Below are 19,172 nucleotides of genomic sequence, written 5' to 3'. Positions count from 1 at the left end.
CCGTACTGGTTTAAAGTTAATCCACTATAAAAAAGGCAAACCCGATTAGGTTTGCCCTTTTTATTACAAGACTTAATGAACGTCTTTCCAATATTCTTTTTTCAGGAAGTATGCCAGAGGCAGCATTACTGCAAACAAGAACATCAACACGATATAGCCTGTACGTTTGCGCTGGAGTTGCGCCGGTTCACCCATGTAAACCAAATAGTTCACCAAATCGCGTACATAAGCATCGTACTCTGTTTGGACGACTTTGCCGTTTGGCAAACGACGGCTGTGCGCGCCGGTAGATTCCCAATAGAGCTTGGGTTTCAATTCGCCATGTTCGTCTTTCACCATGACCGGCTGACCTTTGGCATCCAGCTCAACTGCTTGAACGCCTTGTTGCTCCCACAAGGGGTGAGGCATGCCGACTTTGTCGAATACGACGTTGTTCCAGCCGCTAGGACGGGTCGGGTCTTTATAGAAGCCGCGCATATAGGCATACAGATAATCCGCGCCTTTAGAACGGGCAATCAGTGTCAGGTCCGGAGGAGCCGCACCAAACCATTTGGCAGCATCTTTAGGATTCATCGCCGCCAACATGACATCACCGACGTTGTCTGTCGTAAACATCAGGTTTTTCTTGATTTCTTCGTCAGTCAAACCGATGTCTTTCAGACGGTTGAAGCGCATACCGCTTGCCGAGTGGCAGGATAAGCAGTAGTTGGTAAAAATTTGAGCACCGCGCTGCAAGCTGACTTGGTCGCGCAGGTCAATCTCGACTTTTTCATAGTGTCCGCCACCGCTGGCGACGGCGGCACTCATAGGCACTGCCAATAACAAGGCAGCAAACCAGTTTTTCAGGGTATGTTTCATTTTCGCTGCCCTCATCAGATATTGGTTGCAAACAGGTAAGCACCCACTGCGGTAATACCGACATAAACAAAGAACATGATTTTTTGTTTAGTGGTGCTCATGGTTACGCGTTCCGGAACCGGTTTGTTTGTATCCAGTTTGGTATAGAACGGCATACCCAGGAAGAATGCAAAATAGACGAAGGACAGGATACGCGCAACCAAAGTACGGGTCTCGGTTGCTACCATCGCACCCAAAATACCCAAACCGATAAAGGCAATGATGAACAGAACCAACGCAGTTTTGAAGATTGGGCCGCGATAGCGGACGGATTTCACTTCACCTTTATCCAACCAAGGCAACAGGGCAATCAGGACAACTGCTGCCCCCATACCGATTACCCCCCAAACCTGAGTACCGAGGAATGAAGGAATCGCACGCAAAATAGCGTAGAACGGGGTGAAATACCATACTGGCGCAATGTGCGGCGGTGTTTTCAGCGCGTTTGCCGCGTCAAAGTTCGGGGCTTCAAGGAAGTAGCCGCCACCTTCAGGGGCGAAGAACAATACGGAGCAGAAAACAATCAGGAATACGACAACGCCCAAGATGTCTTTGACGGTGTAGTACGGATGGAAAGGAATGCCGTCGAGCGGAACGCCGTTTTCATCTTTGAGTTTCTTGATTTCCACGCCGTCAGGGTTGTTCGAACCCACTTCGTGCAGGGCGATGATGTGTGCTACGACCAAACCGAGCAACACCAGCGGTACAGCGATAACGTGCAACGCGAAGAAGCGGTTCAGGGTAACGTCGGAAACGTTGAAGTCGCCGCGGATCCAAGTGGACAAGTCAGGACCGATAACAGGGATGGCGGAGAACAGGTTAATAATCACCTGCGCGCCCCAGAAGGACATTTGCCCCCAAGGCAACAGGTAGCCCATAAAGGCTTCGGCCATCAATGCCAAGAAAATCAGGGAACCGAAAATCCACACCAATTCGCGCGGTTTTTTGTACGAACCGTAAATCAGGCCGCGGAACATGTGCAGGTATACGACAATGAAGAAGAAAGATGCGCCTGTGGAGTGCATATAGCGGATAATCCAGCCGCCGGACACGTCGCGCATGATGTACTCTACTGCGGTAAAGGCAGCAGGCAGGTGATAGGCATTCAGGTTGCCGTCCGGTTTGTAGTTCATGGTCAGGAAGATACCGCTGACGATTTGAATCACGAGGACGAGCAGAGCCAAAGAGCCGAAGTAGTACCAGAAGTTGAAGTTCTTCGGCGCGTAGTATTGAGCCAAATGCTCATTCCACATTTTAGACAGAGGGAAACGAGCGTCCGTCCAGTCTAACAATGCTTTTGCTTTGCTATTGGTTTGGTTTGCCATAATTATCGTTCCTTATTTTTAGTCTTCGCCTACCAAGACTGTCGTATCGCTCAGATATTTGTAGGGCGGAACAACTAGGTTGGTCGGTGCAGGAACACCTTTATATACGCGGCCTGCCATGTCGAATTTCGAACCGTGGCAAGGGCAGAAGAAACCGCCTTTCCAGTCTGCACCCAAATCCGCGGGGGCAACGTCGGGACGGTAGGTCGGCGAACAGCCCAAGTGGGTACAGATACCGATGGCTACAAGGATGTTCGGCTTAATCGAACGGGTCTCGTTTTTACAGTTTTCGGGCTGATGATCCACATCAGAATTAGGGTCGGCAACCGCACCGTTCAAACTTTTCAGGTCTTTGAGCTGCTGATCGGTACGGTTAACCACCCAAATCGGTTTACCTTGCCATTCGGCAGTCAACATTTGTCCGGATTCGATTTTACTGACATCGATTTCGACGGCAGCACCTGCGGCCTTGGCTTTTTCCGACGGGAAAAAGCTTGCCACGAAAGGCGTAGCTACGCCCAAAGCCGCCACACCGCCTGCGCCGCACGTAGCCAGCGTCAGAAAGCGGCGGCGACCGCTATTGATTTCTTGATTATCCATTATTCAGTCGTCCTAAAATTTTGGGAATACCGAGCCATTAAACGATGTAATTCTACCTAGTTTACCGTGATACTCAAAGCATTATTTAAATTAAGGTAAATTTTCATGACGATTATCAAGGCTTAAGCGGGATTATCTTCGTCGAAATGACAGACTTCCAACTCAAAATGCTGTGCCACGGCTTCGCCCAGGGCGCGGATGCCGTAACGCTCCGTCGCATGGTGTCCCGCGCTGACAAACGCAACGCCTGTTTCATTGGCAAGGTGAAACTGGGCTTCCGAGATTTCTCCGGTCAGATAAGCATCGACGCCTTCGTCTATGGTCGTCTGAAAAAATCCCTGCGCACCGCCGGTACACCATGCAATGCGTTTGATTTCGCGCGACATATCGCCGACGGCTACGGGCTGCCGCCCCAACGCTGCAGCAATGTGTTGCAACCATTCAGCCAAAGTCTGCGGCGTTTTCAGACGACCTATATTCAACAGGTTCTGTTCGCCGAACCGCCTTTCGACTTCCCAACCCAACTTATCGGCAAGCTGCGCGTTGTTGCCCAACACTGGGTGTGCATCCAGCGGCAGGTGGTAGCCCGCCATATTGATTTGGTGTTGCAATAATGTTTCGATGCGCACTTTTTTCCAGCCCGTAATCGTTACCGGCTCACTTTTCCAAAACATCCCGTGATGCACCAAAAGCATATCCGCGCCCTGCTCCGCAGCAAAATCGACCGCTGCCTTGCTTGCCGTTACCGACGTCGCTATTTTGCCGACTTCAGCCCTACCCTCGACCTGCAAACCGTTGGGCGCATAGTCTTTGAACATGCCGACCTGCAACACTTCGTCGCACCACGCCAAAATATCATTGCGTTTCGCCATATTATTCCTTTCAACACATAGCGGATTGAATTTCACAGAACAAAGCGAAGCAACGCCATCCCTATCCCTGTTTCAAATCAATTCACCGCATTCATACAAAATCGGACGCACATTCTAACCGCAAACCCTGACGCGTCCCAATCCCCACGCCGTTCAACACACGCCCGCATTTACACCCCGGCATGAAATATTTTAATATTGCCCGTTTCAAAAGGTCGTCTGAAAGCGTGAAAACCAATGGATTCCATCATCGAACTGCGCCATCTCAAAACCCTGCTGGCACTCGAAGAAACCGGCAGCGTATCCCTTGCCGCCAAGCGCGTCTTCCTGACCCAATCCGCCCTTTCGCACCAAATCCGCGCGCTTGAAAACTATTACGACACCCCCCTGTTTGAGCGCAAATCCACGCCCTTGCGTTTTACACCCGCCGGCGAACGCCTGTTGAGGCTCGCACGCGAACTCCTCCCGCAAGTTTCCGCCGCCGAGCGCGACCTCGCCCGCATCATCGAAGGCGAAGCAGGCGAATTGCGGCTGGCTGTCGAATGCCACACCTGTTTCGACTGGCTCATGCCCGCGATGGGCGAATTCCGCCCCATGTGGCCGCAAGTCGAATTGGACATCGTTTCCGGCTTTCAGGCAGACCCCGTCGGACTCCTGTTGCAACACCGCGCCGATCTCGCCATCGTATCCGAAGCCGAAAAACAAAACGGCATCAGCTTCCGCCCCCTGTTCGCCTACGAAATGGTCGGCATCTGCGCCCAAGACCACCCGCTTGCCGCCAAAACCGTTTGGGAAGCAGAAGACTTCATCGGTGAAACCCTCATCACTTATCCCGTTCCCGACGAAATGCTCGACCTGCCCAAAAAAATCTTGTTACCCAAAGGCATCAACCCGCCGCGCCGCCGCAGCGAACTGACCATCGCCATCATCCAACTCGTCGCCAGCAAACGCGGCATCGCCGCCCTGCCCTACTGGACCGTGATGCCCTATCTCGAAAAAGGCTACGTCGTCCACCGCCAAATCACCGCCAACGGCCTGCAAAGCGAACTCTACGCCGCCACACGCACCGAAGACGCCGACAAAAGCTATCTCGATAACTTCTGCCAAATCGTCCGCGAACGCAGTTTCGCCGACCTCCCCGGCTTGAGCGAACTGAAAATGCACGGACACGATTAATGTTTTATTGAAACACGGTGTTACAGCATCAAATCAATCCGACTTCAATATCAAAAGGTCGTCTGAAAACCCAAATCTCAGGTTTTCAGACGACCTTTTTACTTCCTATCCCGATTTAGCCTTCTTCAGGCAGCTTGGTGATTTTTACCCGCTCGATGCGTTGACCGTCTTTTTCAACGACTTGGAAACGCCAGCCGTGGAAGTCGGCAAAGTCGCCGACATCGGGAATGCTTTGCAGCTCTTCCATAATCAGTCCGGCGACGGTGTGGAAGTCGGCATCTTCTTCTTGCGGCGGGAGGTTCAGTTGCGGCGCGAGTTCGACATATTCAAACGAACCGTCCACAGTCAGACTTTCATCGGCATTTTCTTGAACGGCGGGTTCTTCTTGGCGTTCAAACTCTTCAGGAAATTCGCCTGCGATGGTTTCCAGCAGGTCTTTCATGGTAACCATGCCCAAAACCGCGCCGAATTCATCGACCACCAAAGCATAATCCGCGCTGCTTTGGCGGAACAGTTCAATCGCACCCAATGCAGTCGTACTGTCCGGCAGGACTAGCGGCTGACGTAGGACGGCTTGGATATTGAGTTCGCCGGTTTCGAGTAGTTGGGCGAGCAGGTCTTTTTTGTTGATGTAGCCCAACGGTTCATCGACACCGGCTTTACCGACGACGAGCAGGCGGCTGTATGGGGTATTTTGCAGTTGGGCGTGTTGCTCTTCGCGGCTTTGGGAAATGTCCAAACGCTCAATGTCGCGGCGGGGAATCATCACGCCGAGGATGGGACGTTCGGCAAGCGTGAGGACACTGCGTATCATGGATTTTTCGTTTTCCTCAAAATGCCCGTCGTCCTCTGCTTCGTCGCCCGCTTTGGCAAGCACGCTTTCGCGTATGCCCATCATGCCCAAGACGTTCTCGGCGGTGCGCTTGCGCCACGAGCTGCTGATATAGTCGTTTTTGCGGCTGTTGCGTTGCGAAACTTGGTTAAACACTTCAATCAGGATGGAGAAGCCGATAGCGGCGTAGAGGTAGCCTTTCGGGATGTGGAAATGGAAGGCTTCGGCGATGAGGCTGAAACCGATCATCAGCAGGAAACCTAAGCAGAGCATGACGACGGTAGGATGCCTGTCTACAAACTCGGTCAGCGGTTTGCTCGCGGAAATCATGACGGTCATGGCAACGGCAACCGCGCCCATGGCGACGACGATGTGATCGACCATGGCGACGGCAGTGATGACGGAATCGATGGAAAATACCGCGTCAAGAATCAGGATTTGGGCAACCACGCTCCAAAATCTCGCGTGTTTCTTCTGGCTGTCGGCAACGGCAAATTGGTTATGCCCTTCGAGGCGTTCGTGCAGTTCGGTGGTGGCTTTGTAGAGCAGGAAGATACCGCCCGCGAGCATAATCATGTCTTTGCCGGAAACGTCCAACCCGCTGATATTGAACAGTGGGCGCGTCAGAGTCATGATGTGCGCCATGAAGCCGAGCATGATGATGCGGATAACGACCGCAAGCCCTAAACCGGTAATGCGTGCGCGGTCGCGTTGGGCGGGTTTGACTTTGTTCGCCAAAATGGCGACGAAAACGAGGTTGTCTATCCCCAAGACGACTTCGAGTACCAGAAGCGTGGCAAAGCCTATCCAAGTATGCGGCTCTGCCAACCAACTGAAATCCATGATTTTTGTATTCCTTTGTGTTCAAACGCAAAAAGGCAGCCTGAAACGCTCAAGCTGCCTGATTCATATCGATACGCACGAAAAACGGCGGGCGGTCATGCTGCTCTGCTCTGGGTCTTTCATGTGTGCGTATGTCTCAAGTAAAAATAATGTAAATAGTTTAGCAGCTTGGAAGGCAGATGGCAAAAGGTCGTCTGAAAACTGGAATTTGCGTTTTCAGACGACCTGCCAAACCGCTTAAATAACCTGCTCTTTGGTTTTGGTCTCCGCAGCTTTATTCGTCATAAAACCGTCTATCGGCGCATAACCCACAAAATCTGCGTTTTCATCCATGATGACTACCCAGTCTTTTGTACGGCTGCTGGTCAGAGGCAGGAAGAACAAAGGTTTGCCGGACGAAGTCACTTTGGCTGATTTGATAATGTCCGTTTCAGACATATTGCGCGCGGCAGCCAGTTCTGCCAACGGCTTCATCGCACGGCGGATTTTTTCGCGTTCGGCAGGACTGTCGGGCAGCCACCAATTCGGACGCATACTCGGCTCAATGCCCGTCAGCGACAAGCTCAGACTCTCATTGGCTTCTTCAACATTGACCGCCTCACGCACGCCTACGCGCTCTATACCGAACCAAGGCAAAGTTTTGAAGCCGTCTTTGGCTTTTGCCAAATCCGCCTCATCGATTTCGGCAGCAGTCACAATATTGATACGGTCACGCTCAAAAGCGGCGGCAACAGGACGGGCAAGGGATACGCTGTACAAGCCGTAAATCAAAGCGGCAAGCTGGATGGCGCCGATTAAGGAATAATCGACCACGCGCTCGCGCATTTTTTTCTTGGGGCTGGCAAGAATCAGGGTCAACAGCGGACCGCACACGATATCCACCGATACGACCAACTTATACAAATCCAAGCCTCCGGTCAGTTCGGCATAGGGAAAGGGATACCAGACTTCAAAAACAAGCAGCGCCGCCAAGCCTGCTAAAACAAGACTGACAAGCAGATGCAGCGAGGCGCTTTTCACGGCGAAACGCCATCGCGAAACATGTTGAGTATTTTCCATAATGTTTGTCCGTAACGTAATTATTTGAAATATGATTTTTTGAAGACGTCATTATATCGGAATATAAAAGTTTTGCGGAAAACCAAATAAACATTTTTTTACATATCCCATGTTAAAATCCGTATTCCTCAAATATTTCAATATGATGTTATGCACGCTTCCGATATTGACACAGACGATGCAGCTCACGAATACCACGCCGACAATCCCAACTTCCCCTCTAAAACCATTGTGGCGACGCTGTTTATCGGCGCGTTTTTTCGGCTATCTCAACGACACGCTTTTAAATGTTGCGCTCACGCCGATTATGAAGGATTTTGGGGTCGACAAGACCACCGTCCAATGGCTGACGACGGGCTTTTTGCTGGTGATGGGCGCGTTCACGCCGATTACGGCAGGCGTAATTCAATGGTTTGAAACGCGCAAGATGGTGTTGTTTACGCAGGCAACGTTTTTGGCGGGTTCGCTGATTTGCGCGTTTGCGCCGACTTTCGGGATTCTGGTCGCGGGGCGGATGGTGCAGGCGGTGTCTGCCGCGTTTTTCGTGCCGCTCCTGTTTAACGGTATTTTGTCGATTTATCCGCCGAACAAACGCGGAACGGCGATGGGCGTGATTACCATGATGTTCACCGCCGCGCCCGCGATAGGGCCGACGCTGTCGGGCATCATCATCGACCACACGCATTGGCGCGTACTGTTCGGCTTTACTGCGCCGTTTATGCTGGCGGCGATGGCATTGGTGGGCAAGTATCTGACGGTCAATTTGAGCAACATCAGCCGTCCGAAGATTGATATTTTGTCTGCCGTACTGTCGATTGCGGGCTTGGGCGGGCTGGTGTATGCGAGCAGTAATTTCGCTCATCTGCCGCTGGCGGAATTTATCCTACTGTTTGCCGCCTCCGTCGCGCTGGTGGGCCGGTTCGCATACCGCCAGTCCCGCCTGGCGACGCCGCTGCTGAATCTTCGGGCGTTTGAATATAAGCAGTTCCGCCACTGCGTCGTGATTCTGGCGGGCGCTGTGTTCCTGTTTTTGGGTTTGGAACTGATGATGCCGATGTACACGCAGCAGGTACTGATGCTGACGGGTACGGCGACGGGGCTGATTCTGATGCCCGCGAGCATCGCCCAAGCGGTTGCCGCGCCTTTGTTCGGCAAACTGCTGGACAAGAAAGGCGGACGGTTTGTCGTGTTGCCCGCCACGGTGATGTTGACGGTATCGCTGGCGGTGTTATGGCTGTTTTTGCGGATTGACACGCAAGTCATGATACTGACCGCCATGTTCACCTTGATGGCGGTATCCGTATCCGCCTGCGTAACGGGCGAAACCCACGGCTTGAACGCGCTGCCGAAAAAGCTCAATCCCCACGGCGCGGCGATTCTGACCACCATCAACCCGATTGCCGGCGCAATCGGCGCGGCATTTTTCGTCGGCGCGACCAATATCGGCGAGAAACTGTCTTCCGCCGCCTCGACGCAACAAGCCATGCTTGACGGCATTCATCTGGCGATGGGCAGCGCGCTGGTGTTGGGCGCGGTAATGGTGTTTTTCGCCATGCGCCTGAAACGTCACGAACCGGACAAACAAGTTTGAACATAAGGTACTAAACGGGCATTTGAAAGAAGCCGCAAACAGCACAAAGAGGTCGTCTGAAAAAATGCAAAAAACGTCAGGACGACAGGTTATCTCTTATTTTCTATACCGAAACCGCCTCAGTTTGCTATAATGCCCAGTTTCATCAAACCGCAATACCACACTTTAAAGGACAAAAAATGGGTTTTCTGCAAGGTAAAAAAATCCTGATCACCGGCATGATTTCCGAGCGTTCCATCGCTTACGGCATTGCCAAAGCCTGCCGCGAACAAGGCGCGGATTTGGCGTTCACCTACGTTGTTGACAAACTGGAAGAGCGCGTCCGCAAAATGGCCGCCGAATTGGGTTCCGAACTCGTGTTCCGCTGCGATGTCGCCAGCGACGACGAAATCAACCAAGTTTTCGCCGATTTGGGCAAACACTGGGACGGCTTGGACGGCCTCGTCCACTCCATCGGTTTCGCACCGAAAGAAGCCTTGAGCGGCGACTTCCTCGACAGCATCAGCCGCGAAGCGTTTAACACCGCACACGAAATTTCCGCATACAGCCTGCCCGCATTGGCAAAAGCCGCCCGTCCGATGATGCGCGGCAGAAACTCCGCCATCGTCGCCCTGAGCTACTTGGGCGCGGTTCGTGCGATTCCGAACTACAACGTCATGGGCATGGCAAAAGCCAGCCTCGAAGCAGGCATCCGCTTTACCGCCGCCTGCTTGGGCAAAGAAGGCATCCGTTGCAACGGCATTTCCGCCGGCCCGATCAAAACCCTCGCTGCTTCCGGCATCGCCGATTTAAGCAAACTTTTGGGACACGTCGCTTCCCACAACCCGCTTGGCCGCAACGTAACCATTGATGAAGTGGGCAACACCGCCGCCTTCCTGCTCTCCGAACTCTCTTCAGGCATTACCGGCGAAATCACTTACGTTGACGGCGGTTACAGCATCAACGCCCTGAACGATGAAGAGGCGTAATGATTTGTAATATTTTGTAGAAAAGACAACTTATTACACAAAAAACCGTCTGATTAAGTGGTGTAAAAAAGGTACACCGGCTATTTCAGGCGGTTCTTTTTTCGTATAAAAGGCGGCATATTTCGGGAATTTTGTCATAAAAACAAATTTTAACTTTTCTGAATTTTATTTAACAAATAAAACGATACTATGCCTGCCGGTTTGAAAAAGCCCGTCCGTCACTTCGGACGCACTTTTTTTAAAAATTTCACTTTATTATCCACAAACATACAGGAGGACATTTATGTCTATTGCTTCAGAATTCAAACAGTTTATTATGCGCGGCAACGTTATCGACTTGGCAGTCGGTATGGTCGTCGGTACTGCGTTCAGCGGCATCGTTAAATCTTTGGTTGACGACGTAATCATGCCCCCTATCGGTCTGTTGATCGGCGGCGTTGACTTCTCCAACCTGTTCATCACCCTGAAAAACGGTGCGCAAGCGCCCGCAGAAGGCTATGCCAACTTGGCGGCAGCCCAAGCAGCCGGTGCCGTCACCCTGAATCTCGGTCTGTTCATCAACTCCGTTATCAGCTTCCTGATTATCGCTGCTGCGATTTTCTCCGTTATCAAAGCATTGAACTCCATGAAAAAAGCCGAAGCGCCTGTTGAAGAAGCACCTGCAGAGCCTAGCGAAGAAGTATTGCTGTTACGTGAAATCCGCGACTCTCTGAACAAAAAATAATCTTTTGAAGATTTGAAATAAAAGGTCGTCTGAAAATTTTCAGACGACCTTTTTGTTTTGCGTATCTCTCCGATATCAATGATTTACGGTTTACGGTATCGGATTGCGTGGGATAACCATTCTTCAATCTCTATCCACATGGCTCCTCCCATTTACAGCAAACCAGGCTGACCCAATGCGGGGTCGGTCGCGCGGGCGGCTTGTGCGTCTTCAACGGTCAGCCCCAAAGCTTTCGCCACGCCTTCGCCGTAGGCGGGGTCGCAACGGTGGCAGTTGCGGATATGGCGGTATTTGATGAAGTCGGGGGCGTCGCCCATGGCTGCGGCGGTGTTGTCGAACAAAGCCTGTTTCTGCGCGTCGTTCATCAGGTTAAACAAGGCGCGCGGTTGGCTGAAGTAGTCGTCATCGTCTTGGCGGTAGTCCCAGTACGCTGCGTCGCCGTTGATTTTTAAAGGCGGTTCGGCAAAGTCGGGCTGCTCCTGCCATTGGCCGAAGCTGTTGGGTTCGTAGTGCGGCAGGCTGCCGTAGTTGCCGTCGGCACGGCCTTGCCCGTCGCGTTGGTTGCTGTGGACGGGGCAACGAGGGCGGTTGACGGGGATTTGGCGGAAGTTTACCCCCAAACGGTAGCGTTGCGCGTCGGCGTAATTGAACAAACGGGCTTGCAGCATTTTGTCGGGGCTGGCGCCGATACCGGGAACCAGATTGCTCGGTGCAAAGGCGGATTGTTCCACATCGGCGAAGAAGTTTTCGGGATTGCGGTTCAACTCGAATTCGCCCACTTCAATCAGCGGATAGTCTTTTTTCGGCCAAACTTTGGTCAGGTCGAAGGGATGATACGGCACTTTTTCCGCATCGGCTTCAGGCATGACTTGGATGTACATCGTCCATTTCGGAAACTCGCCGCGTTCGATGGCTTCGTACAGGTCGCGCTGGTGGCTTTCGCGGTCGTCGGCGATGATTTTGGCGGCTTCTTCGTTGGTCAGGTTTTTAATGCCTTGCCGGCTGCGGAAATGGAATTTCACCCAAAAACGTTCGCCCGCTTCGTTCCAGAAGCTGTATGTATGCGAACCGAAGCCGTGCATATGGCGGTAACTGGCGGGGATGCCGCGGTCGCTCATGACGATGGTGACTTGGTGCAGGGCTTCGGGCAGCAGCGTCCAGAAATCCCAGTTGTTCGTGGCGGAGCGCATATTGGTGCGCGGGTCGCGTTTGACCGCCTTGTTCAAGTCGGGGAATTTGCGCGGGTCGCGCAGGAAGAACACAGGCGTGTTGTTGCCGACCATATCCCAGTTGCCTTCTTCGGTATAAAACTTCAACGCAAAGCCGCGGATGTCGCGTTCCGCATCGGCTGCGCCGCGCTCGCCTGCCACGGTGGTGAAACGGGCGAACATCTCGGTTTGCTTGCCGACTTCGCTGAAGATTTTGGCGCGGGTGTATTTCGTGATGTCGTGCGTCACGGTGAATGTACCGAACGCGCCCGAACCTTTGGCGTGCATACGGCGTTCGGGTATCACTTCGCGCACGAAGTCGGCAAGTTTTTCATTCAGCCACAAATCCTGCGCCAGCAACGGGCCGCGCGCGCCTGCGGTCAGGCTGTTTTGATTGTCGGCAACTGGGGCGCCGTTGTTCATGGTCAGGTGGGTTACAGGACATTTAGAGATGGTCATGATGATTTCCTTTGTGAAATGGTCAGTGGTTTATAAAACGATTTGCCGAAAAGCATATTCGTAGCCTGTTTCTTGGCATTCATAAATTTCTTGTATCGACATTTGTTTTTTCCTTTTAATTAAACTATGAATAGGACTATACAGAAAGATTTTGCCTATTGGAACTATGACTTCAATTTAATATTGTTATTATTAATTGAGATTTTATTTTTGTTAGATTTTTATTATCGAATAAATTAAACAAAAAGGTCGTCTGAAACTGTTTTCAGACGACCTTTTTGTATCTCCGTTCGCATTAAAGCTTGCGCATCATCATCATGAAATATGCGCCGCCTATGAGCGTGGCCATCATTCCGGCGGGGACTTCGTAAGGGAACATTACCTGCCTGCCCAGCCAGTCGGCCGTCATCATAACCGATGCGCCGATGAGTGCGGCGGCAGCAAGTTGCTGTTTGGGCAGGCGTGCGCCGAGCATACGGGCCAGATGCGGCGCAAGCAGTCCGACGAAGCTCAAGGGGCCGATAAGCAGGGTGGATAAGGCGGTTAACGCTGCGCTTGAGACGATCAGCACCAGCCGTGCGAGGGGGACGTTGATGCCGACGGAGCGGGCGATTGTCGCGTTCAGGCTGAGCAGTCCGAGCCAGCGTTGCAGCGGGAGGATGAGGAGGAGCGAGGCGACGGCGAGGAAGCCGACGGTAAGGGCGGATTCGGGCGTTGCCTGATAGGTCGAACCTGACATCCACAATAAAAGCAGTTGTACGCGGAAATCGCCGCTTGCCGTCCAAATGCGGATGGCGGCATCGGCGAGTGCGGCCAGTGCCATGCCGGTAAGCAGGATTTTTTCGGGGGTAAATCCGTTTTTGCGGTTGAACAGCATCAACAGCCCCAAGGATATGAGAGCGGAAACGATGCCTGTCAGCCAAAACCAGCCGCTGCCCGAGGTAATGCCGAACAGCATCACTACCGCCATCGCGCCGAATGCCGTTCCGGAGCTGATGCCCAAGAGTTCGGGTCCCGCCATCGGGTTTTGCGTCAGCCTTTGCAGTATGACGCCGGTCAACGCGAGCATGGTGCCGGTGGCGGCGGCGAGCAGCACGCGCGGGTAGCGGAATACGAAATATTCCGGGTCTATGGTCAGGCGCAGAGTTTCGTCATAGCGTCCGACCGTAAACGCCAATACCGATACGGCGACGGCGATAAGCGGCAGAAAACGCAAGAGGCGCGGGACGTGCGGCGCGGCGGTTGAAATATCGGAGGTCGTCTGAAACGAAGGACGCGGAGGTGCTGTCGCCGTCAGCCACAACAAAAGCGGCGCGCCGACGAGAGCAGTTACAGCGCCGGCGGGCAGATCGGTGCCGCGGTAGTGTTTCAGCAGCATCAGGCCGTTGTCCGTCAGCATCAAAAGCAGTGCGCCGACGATGAAGGAACAAATCAGGCGCATGGACAGCGTGCGTACGCCCATTTGCCGCACCAGCGTCGCCGCCGCCAATCCGACAAAGCCCATCATGCCGACAAAGCCGACCACGCCCGCACTCAAAAATGCAGCAACCGCCAAAGACAGCAGGCGGATTTTCTTCACCGGTATGCCTGCCGATTTCGCCTGCGTGTCGCCCAGGCTCATGATGTTTAACGGTTTGATTAAAAAGGCGGTAAGTATGGCAGCAACGGCAATCCGCCACAAAAGCCCCAACGTATCGCGCCAACTGTCCTGCACCAGGGAGCCGCTGCCCCACTGCATCACGCCGCGCGTCTCTTCGCTGAAAAACAGCATCACGATACCGGTGAAGGAACCCAGATACAGGCTGACCACCAAACCCGCCAGCACGACGCTGAGCGGTTGCAGGGCGCGCCGTGCCGACAGCCGCAATACCGCGCCCAAAGCCGCCGCTGCGCCGGCAAACGCCACGGCGGACGTGCCGTAGGCAAGGAAGGAAGGGGCGAACACGGTCGCCGCCACCAAAGCCGCCTGCGCGCCGCTGCTGACTGCCAGCGTACTGTCGGATGCGAGCGGATTGCGCATCAACTGCTGCATCAGCATGGTCACCATCGCCGTACTGCCGCCCGCGAGCAGCGCCATCGCCATGCGGGGCAGGGTGTTGTTCTGCACCATCAGCGCGTCCAAAGGCAGGCTGTCGGGACGGTCAAACAGCCGCAGCCACGGCAGCGTCCATTCCAGCTTCAATATCCAAAACGCCGTCAGCGCGCACGATATTGCCAACGCGGCGGCAAGGATAGGCAGGGGTCGTCTGAAAATCTTTACCATGCGGCTTCCTTTTGTGCGGACGGGTTTTCAGACGACATCGAACGCATCAGTTGCAAAGTGAAACGCTGCATGGACGGCAGCGCGCCGTAGCTCCACGACGGCTCGAAGATGCGGCGGTTTGCAGGGCGGCTGAACGGCAGGCGTTGCCAAAGCGCGCTTTTTTCGAGCGTTGCACGTGTATTTTGAGGATGCGGTTTGACGATGATCAGCAGCGTGTCCGGCGGCAGCTTTGCTAAATCTAAAAGCGTGATGTTTTCGAAACCCCATTCGTTGCTTTTGCCCGTCCAGGCATTGTTCAGCTCCAATTTGTCGAACACGGCCTGAAACAGCGAAGTCTTGCCGTAAATCCGCAAATGCCGCCCGTCGGCAAACTGCACTACCGCAAACGGGCGGCCGCGATATGCCGAAAGCGCGGGTTTGGCGCGGGCAAACAGGTTTTCCGTACCGGCAATCAGCTTTTCGGCAGCGGCAGGGTCGCCGATGATTTTACCCAGCCTGCGCGTGGCTTCGACCGTGTGGGCATATTCGATGCCTTTTGCCGTGCCGAAATCCACTTCGCGTACCGGGGCGATTTTTTCAAACTGGGACTTGGCGGCGGCATACCAGGAAGATTGCACGAAAAAATCAGGCTTTATCTGATACAGCCGCTCCAAATTCGGCTGGAAGCGCAGCCCCGCTTCCTTGACGGCAGCGGGCAGCGGCGGATGGTTCACCCAGGTATCGTACACGCGGCGGTCGGCGACGCTGACGGGCGGATGCCCCATCGCCGTCAGTGTTTCGGCGACCGTCCAGTCCGAAGTCGCCACGCGCGGTGCGGCGGGTGCAGGCAGGGAAAACAGGAGGGCGGAGGTAAAAAACAACCGTGCGGCAATGCGGGGAATGTCGTCTGAAAAGCGGTGGGACATCAGCTTGGAAGGTCTTTCGGTTTTTGAATAAAGGGTCGTCTGAAACATATCGGATACAGGTATTCCACAATGGTCTGCAATGTCATCCGGTTTGGATTCGGGCGGCGGATTTTATGGTCGGAGCTTATGCGGCGGGACGGCTTGCCTGCGTCAAGGCAATGCCACGGGGCGGCCGTTTTCAGGATGGGCGATGATGTTCATATCGACGCTGTAAATGTCTTTCAACACTTCTGCGGTCATGATGTTGGCGGGTTTGCCCGTTTTTAATAGCCGTCCCTGTTTGAGCGCGACCAGTTCATCGCAATACTGCGCCGCCAGATTAATGTCGTGGATGACGATGATGACGCCCAAACCCAAATCGCGAGACAGCTTGCGCACCAGTGCCATCACGTCGATTTGGTGGGCGATGTCCAAAGCGGCAAGCGGTTCGTCCAGCAGCAAAAAGCGGCTTTGCTGCGCCAGGCACATCGCCAGCCAAACGCGCGAACGTTCGCCGCCCGAAAGCGTATCGACGATTTGATCGGCAAATTTTTCCGTATGTGTCAGCCGCAACGCCTGTTCCACCGCCTGTCTGTCCGCATCGTTCGTGCGCCCTAAAAGCCCGCTCCAGGCATAACGCCCCATCATAACCAGCTCGCGCGCGGTCAGCGCGGTGGCGGCGGGCAGGTGCTGCGGAAGATAGGCGACTTCTTTGGCGTATGCGCGGGCGGAATAGGCGCGTATTTCTTTGTCGTTCAGCAATATCCTGCCGCCTGCGGGTTCATGCTGGCGGGTGAGCAGTTTCAACAGCGTGGACTTGCCCGAGCCGTTATGGCCGATGAGGCCGTACACGCGGTTAGGGGAAAAGTTGACGCTGATGTTGTGCAGCAGCGAGCGTCCGGGTATGGCGAAGGTGGCGTTTTGGATTTGGAACACGTTTCAGACGACCTTTTGGTGGGTTTGACGTTATTCGGAGAAAGCGGCGGCGCGGCAAAACCCATTGCCCGTTGTCGGTGCCGATGCCGCAAAGGCAGAGTTTTACGGCGGTTGTCCGAAAGCGTAGGGCAAAGTCGGACGCCCCAGGCTCCAAGGTCGTCTGAAAACGTTTCAGACGACCTTTGGACCGTTGGAGACCGTTTTGCCGCCCGTCCCTTAAAAATCGACCGAAGCCGACAGGGTGAAGCTGCGCGGTGCGCCGGCGTTCAGGTAGCCGTTATTAGGGTATCCGCCGACGGATGCCCAGTATTTCTTGTTGGCAACATTATCGAGGCGGGCGCGGAAGGTGGCTTCGTGCCTGCCGATTTGGGTGCGGTAGCGCGCGCCGAGGTCGAAGCGCGTCCAGCCGCCGACTTTAAGTGTATTGGCCGCATCGGCGTAGGAAGAACCGGTGTAAACCATGCGTCCGTCAAATGCCAAACCCTGCACTTTCGGCACTTCCCATTCCAAGCCGATGTTGGCCTGGGTTTTGGCCACACCGATGGTGCGTTTGCCGTCAGTTGAAGATGAGCCGGTAGATTTCTGCTTGGCATCGAGCAGGGTAATGCCGCCCAAGAGCCTCACACCTTGTGCGACTTCCCCGTAAACGGTGATTTCCGCGCCCCGGTGGCGGTCTTTGCCTTCGGAGGTGAAGCGGGCGGTGTTGCCGCTTTCGGCAACGTAAAGCGAACGCGGTTTGTCGGTGTGGAACAGGGCCAATCCCGCGCCGAAGCCGTTGGCTTCAAATTTCGTGCCGATTTCTTTTTGTTTGGAAACATAGGGTTTGAGCGATTCGCCAGCATTGCTGACGGCGTAGGCCCGGCCGTTGATGGAGGCAGTCGAGCCTGCGGTCGCGCCTTGTCCCAGGCTTTCGATGTAGTTGCCGTACACCGACCAATTCGGCGTGATGCGGTACACCGCGCCGGCGGCGGGACTGAGGCGCGATTTTTTGTAATTTTCGGTTTGCGCGCCCGTATTATAGGCGTAAGCCTTGTTATGCACCTGCTGCCAGCGCGCCCCAAGCATGAATTGCAGGCGTTTGTCCCAAAGGCTAAAGGTGTCGCCCAAGGCGAAGCTGGTCAGACGTGTTTTGCCGGTAACGGCAGGATTGCCCATGTCGTTGCCCGAATACAGCGGGTCGGCGGCTGCGGGTTGCGGATAGCGGGACGGGTTGTAGAGGTTGGTCGTATATTGGTTGCCCCAATCCATGATGTAAGCGTTTTTGCGCGAGGACTGGAAGCGGTTGGCGGCGGCAACCCATTCGTGTTCTACCGCGCCGGTGTTGAATTTGCCGCGCAAACCGACTTCGCCCGTATCAATTTTGTCTTTACGCGCGTTGTCGAAGCGGTAAATCGAGCCGTTGCCGTTGATGTTGCTGACGGTCAGGTTTGCCAGAGAATTGTTTTCCTTGCTGCGGCGGAAGCCATAGGCGACGTAGGCAGTCAGGTTGTCGTTGAAATCGTATTCGCCGCGCATTGTGCCGAACCAGTCGCGCTCGTTGGAATACGTCCACGGCTGCGCCCAGTTGGACGAGGCATCAGGCGCGGCCGGCACGGCGGTCAGGCCTGACAGGGTAACATTGGTACGCGTGGATTTGAGCTTGTTGTCCTGCCAACCCAAATCGGCGGACAGGCGGGCATTTTCATTGCGCCAGTCTAAGCCGACATTGACCAGGCTGAGTTTGGACTTTTCGTCGTCTATTGCGGTTTTGCCGTTATGGTGCGCCGCATTGACGCGCACGCCGAATTCCTGATTTTGTCCGAAACGGCGCGCCACGTCCGCCGCCAAACCACCGCGTTTTCCCGCGCCGTAATTGGCAGTCAGCCGGTTCAATCCTTCATTGGACGCGCGTTTGGGCAATACGGATACCGTGCCGCCGATATTGTTGCCACCCGGCGCCATGCCGTTTAAGAAGGCGGATGCGCCGCGCTGGACTTCCACGCGTTCGAAAAGCTCAGTGGCGATGTATTGGCGCGGCAGGATGCCGTAAAGGCCGTTGTACATGGTATCGTCCGATTCGGCGGCAAAGCCGCGTATGAAATAGGCTTCCTGAAAATTGCCGTAACCGCGCGCAACGCGGACGGTCGGGTCGTTTTGCAGTACGTCGCCGACGCTGCGCGCATGTTTGTCTTGAATCAGCCTATTGGTGTAAGCAGTATTGGAGAACGGCGATTCTAGGTTTTTTTTATTGCCCAAAATACCCACGCGGCTGCCGCGCGCCACCTGTCCGCCCTTAAATGCAGGAATCAAACCGCCCTTGGATGCGTCCGCGCTGGCGGTTACGGTGATGGTTTCAAGTTCGGCGGTTTCTCGGACTTGGGGTTCGTCTGAGGCAAATGCCGCCGAAACGGCAAGGAGGGAGAGGCTGAGGATGCTGAGTCTGGAAGCGGGCTTAATCATTTGTATTTTCTTTCAAAAGTCGATCGTAACGGTTAATTCTAAAAGAAAATTAATTTCATTTCAAAAAATATAGTGGATTAAATTTAAATCAGGACA

General features: G+C 54.2%; 15 protein-coding genes and 1 pseudogene. 5 read left to right on the top strand and 11 right to left on the bottom strand.

Annotated elements, in window-relative coordinates; translation table 11 throughout:
• Nucleotides 1–72: 72 nt before the first annotated feature.
• The 4 genes from HMPREF2726_RS04355 to HMPREF2726_RS04340 all read right to left on the bottom strand — a co-directional run bounded on the left by HMPREF2726_RS04355 (nucleotide 73) and on the right by HMPREF2726_RS04340 (nucleotide 3,694).
• Nucleotides 73–858 (bottom strand): cytochrome c1, encoded by a 786-nt coding sequence (locus HMPREF2726_RS04355; RefSeq protein ID WP_210399678.1) that lies wholly within the window; start codon nucleotides 856–858, stop codon nucleotides 73–75.
• Between the two features lie 14 nt (nucleotides 859–872).
• On the bottom strand, nucleotides 873–2,222 hold the full coding sequence (locus HMPREF2726_RS04350; RefSeq protein WP_049223394.1) for a cytochrome b: 1,350 nt from the start codon (nucleotides 2,220–2,222) through the stop codon (nucleotides 873–875).
• A gap of 18 nt (nucleotides 2,223–2,240) precedes the next feature.
• Nucleotides 2,241–2,822, bottom strand: coding sequence for a ubiquinol-cytochrome c reductase iron-sulfur subunit (petA, locus tag HMPREF2726_RS04345; RefSeq protein WP_009310942.1), 582 nt, complete (start codon nucleotides 2,820–2,822; stop codon nucleotides 2,241–2,243).
• Between the two features lie 122 nt (nucleotides 2,823–2,944).
• Nucleotides 2,945–3,694, bottom strand: coding sequence for a Nif3-like dinuclear metal center hexameric protein (locus tag HMPREF2726_RS04340; RefSeq protein WP_009310941.1), 750 nt, complete (start codon nucleotides 3,692–3,694; stop codon nucleotides 2,945–2,947).
• Nucleotides 3,695–3,931: 237 nt separating this feature from the next.
• Here HMPREF2726_RS04340 and HMPREF2726_RS04335 point away from each other — a divergent pair, with 237 nt between their 5' ends.
• A complete protein-coding gene (locus HMPREF2726_RS04335; protein ID WP_003776250.1) occupies nucleotides 3,932–4,870 on the top strand; it encodes a LysR family transcriptional regulator in 939 nt (312 codons plus the stop codon).
• A 115-nt stretch (nucleotides 4,871–4,985) separates the two neighbouring features.
• On the opposite strand, the gene HMPREF2726_RS04330 is transcribed toward HMPREF2726_RS04335, so the two are convergent.
• Complete coding sequence (locus HMPREF2726_RS04330; RefSeq protein ID WP_070602331.1) at nucleotides 4,986–6,545, bottom strand: TerC family protein; 1,560 nt, start codon at nucleotides 6,543–6,545, stop codon at nucleotides 4,986–4,988.
• On the opposite strand from HMPREF2726_RS04330, the gene HMPREF2726_RS12875 reads away from it, so the two are divergent.
• On the top strand, nucleotides 6,544–6,786 hold the full coding sequence (locus HMPREF2726_RS12875) for a hypothetical protein (protein ID WP_094113211.1): 243 nt from the start codon (nucleotides 6,544–6,546) through the stop codon (nucleotides 6,784–6,786). The genes HMPREF2726_RS04330 and HMPREF2726_RS12875 overlap by 2 nt on opposite strands.
• Here the strand turns inward: HMPREF2726_RS12875 and HMPREF2726_RS04325 are convergent.
• Nucleotides 6,783–7,604: a fimb protein gene (locus tag HMPREF2726_RS04325; RefSeq protein ID WP_070602328.1), complete on the bottom strand. Its 822-nt coding sequence runs from the start codon at nucleotides 7,602–7,604 to the stop codon at nucleotides 6,783–6,785. The two genes, HMPREF2726_RS12875 and HMPREF2726_RS04325, sit on opposite strands and share 4 nt — an antisense overlap.
• A 150-nt stretch (nucleotides 7,605–7,754) precedes the next feature.
• On the opposite strand from HMPREF2726_RS04325, the pseudogene HMPREF2726_RS04320 reads away from it, so the two are divergent.
• From HMPREF2726_RS04320 to mscL, 3 genes and pseudogenes are all read left to right on the top strand, one after another.
• Nucleotides 7,755–9,195, top strand: a pseudogene (locus HMPREF2726_RS04320) (MFS transporter).
• A gap of 179 nt (nucleotides 9,196–9,374) precedes the next feature.
• Nucleotides 9,375–10,163: an enoyl-ACP reductase FabI gene (gene fabI, locus HMPREF2726_RS04315; protein ID WP_009310937.1), complete on the top strand. Its 789-nt coding sequence runs from the start codon at nucleotides 9,375–9,377 to the stop codon at nucleotides 10,161–10,163.
• Nucleotides 10,164–10,446: 283 nt separating this feature from the next.
• On the top strand, nucleotides 10,447–10,887 hold the full coding sequence (gene mscL, locus HMPREF2726_RS04310; protein ID WP_049223401.1) for a large conductance mechanosensitive channel protein MscL: 441 nt from the start codon (nucleotides 10,447–10,449) through the stop codon (nucleotides 10,885–10,887).
• A gap of 152 nt (nucleotides 10,888–11,039) precedes the next feature.
• On the opposite strand, the gene katA is transcribed toward mscL, so the two are convergent.
• From katA to HMPREF2726_RS04285, 5 genes are all read right to left on the bottom strand, one after another.
• Complete coding sequence (gene katA, locus HMPREF2726_RS04305) at nucleotides 11,040–12,554, bottom strand: catalase KatA (protein WP_070602326.1); 1,515 nt, start codon at nucleotides 12,552–12,554, stop codon at nucleotides 11,040–11,042.
• A 295-nt stretch (nucleotides 12,555–12,849) separates the two neighbouring features.
• Nucleotides 12,850–14,817, bottom strand: a complete 1,968-nt coding sequence (fhuB, locus tag HMPREF2726_RS04300) for a Fe(3+)-hydroxamate ABC transporter permease FhuB (protein ID WP_070602323.1) — start codon at nucleotides 14,815–14,817, stop codon at nucleotides 12,850–12,852.
• Nucleotides 14,811–15,722 (bottom strand): iron-siderophore ABC transporter substrate-binding protein, encoded by a 912-nt coding sequence (locus HMPREF2726_RS04295; protein WP_246827855.1) that lies wholly within the window; start codon nucleotides 15,720–15,722, stop codon nucleotides 14,811–14,813. The genes fhuB and HMPREF2726_RS04295 overlap by 7 nt, the downstream gene beginning before the upstream one ends.
• Before the next feature lie 150 nt (nucleotides 15,723–15,872).
• Nucleotides 15,873–16,637: an ABC transporter ATP-binding protein gene (locus HMPREF2726_RS04290; protein WP_070602319.1), complete on the bottom strand. Its 765-nt coding sequence runs from the start codon at nucleotides 16,635–16,637 to the stop codon at nucleotides 15,873–15,875.
• Between the two features lie 216 nt (nucleotides 16,638–16,853).
• Nucleotides 16,854–19,076: a TonB-dependent receptor gene (locus tag HMPREF2726_RS04285; RefSeq protein WP_070602316.1), complete on the bottom strand. Its 2,223-nt coding sequence runs from the start codon at nucleotides 19,074–19,076 to the stop codon at nucleotides 16,854–16,856.
• Nucleotides 19,077–19,172: the final 96 nt, after the last annotated feature.

This window comes from Neisseria sp. HMSC074B07 (genome assembly GCF_001810355.1).
In the GTDB taxonomy this organism is placed as follows: Bacteria; Pseudomonadota; Gammaproteobacteria; order Burkholderiales; family Neisseriaceae; genus Neisseria.
Note: the sequence above shows the minus strand (reverse complement) of the source record. Positions and strands in the feature narration are given on the sequence as shown.

Bases quoted from the DNA above. Each gene is read 5' to 3' on its own strand.
- HMPREF2726_RS04330 (WP_070602331.1), bottom strand. From the start codon at position 6,545: ATGGATTTCAGTTGGTTGGCAGAGCCGCATACTTGGATAGGCTTTGCC.
- HMPREF2726_RS12875 (WP_094113211.1), top strand. From the start codon at position 6,544: ATGATTTTTGTATTCCTTTGTGTTCAAACGCAAAAAGGCAGCCTGAAA.
- HMPREF2726_RS04285 (WP_070602316.1), bottom strand. From the start codon at position 19,076: ATGATTAAGCCCGCTTCCAGACTCAGCATCCTCAGCCTCTCCCTCCTT.
- HMPREF2726_RS04335 (WP_003776250.1), top strand. From the start codon at position 3,932: ATGGATTCCATCATCGAACTGCGCCATCTCAAAACCCTGCTGGCACTC.
- fhuB (WP_070602323.1), bottom strand. From the start codon at position 14,817: ATGGTAAAGATTTTCAGACGACCCCTGCCTATCCTTGCCGCCGCGTTG.
- HMPREF2726_RS04295 (WP_246827855.1), bottom strand. From the start codon at position 15,722: ATGTCCCACCGCTTTTCAGACGACATTCCCCGCATTGCCGCACGGTTG.
- HMPREF2726_RS04325 (WP_070602328.1), bottom strand. From the start codon at position 7,604: ATGGAAAATACTCAACATGTTTCGCGATGGCGTTTCGCCGTGAAAAGC.
- mscL (WP_049223401.1), top strand. From the start codon at position 10,447: ATGTCTATTGCTTCAGAATTCAAACAGTTTATTATGCGCGGCAACGTT.
- HMPREF2726_RS04355 (WP_210399678.1), bottom strand. From the start codon at position 858: ATGAAACATACCCTGAAAAACTGGTTTGCTGCCTTGTTATTGGCAGTG.
- petA (WP_009310942.1), bottom strand. From the start codon at position 2,822: ATGGATAATCAAGAAATCAATAGCGGTCGCCGCCGCTTTCTGACGCTG.
- fabI (WP_009310937.1), top strand. From the start codon at position 9,375: ATGGGTTTTCTGCAAGGTAAAAAAATCCTGATCACCGGCATGATTTCC.
- HMPREF2726_RS04350 (WP_049223394.1), bottom strand. From the start codon at position 2,222: ATGGCAAACCAAACCAATAGCAAAGCAAAAGCATTGTTAGACTGGACG.
- katA (WP_070602326.1), bottom strand. From the start codon at position 12,554: ATGACCATCTCTAAATGTCCTGTAACCCACCTGACCATGAACAACGGC.
- HMPREF2726_RS04340 (WP_009310941.1), bottom strand. From the start codon at position 3,694: ATGGCGAAACGCAATGATATTTTGGCGTGGTGCGACGAAGTGTTGCAG.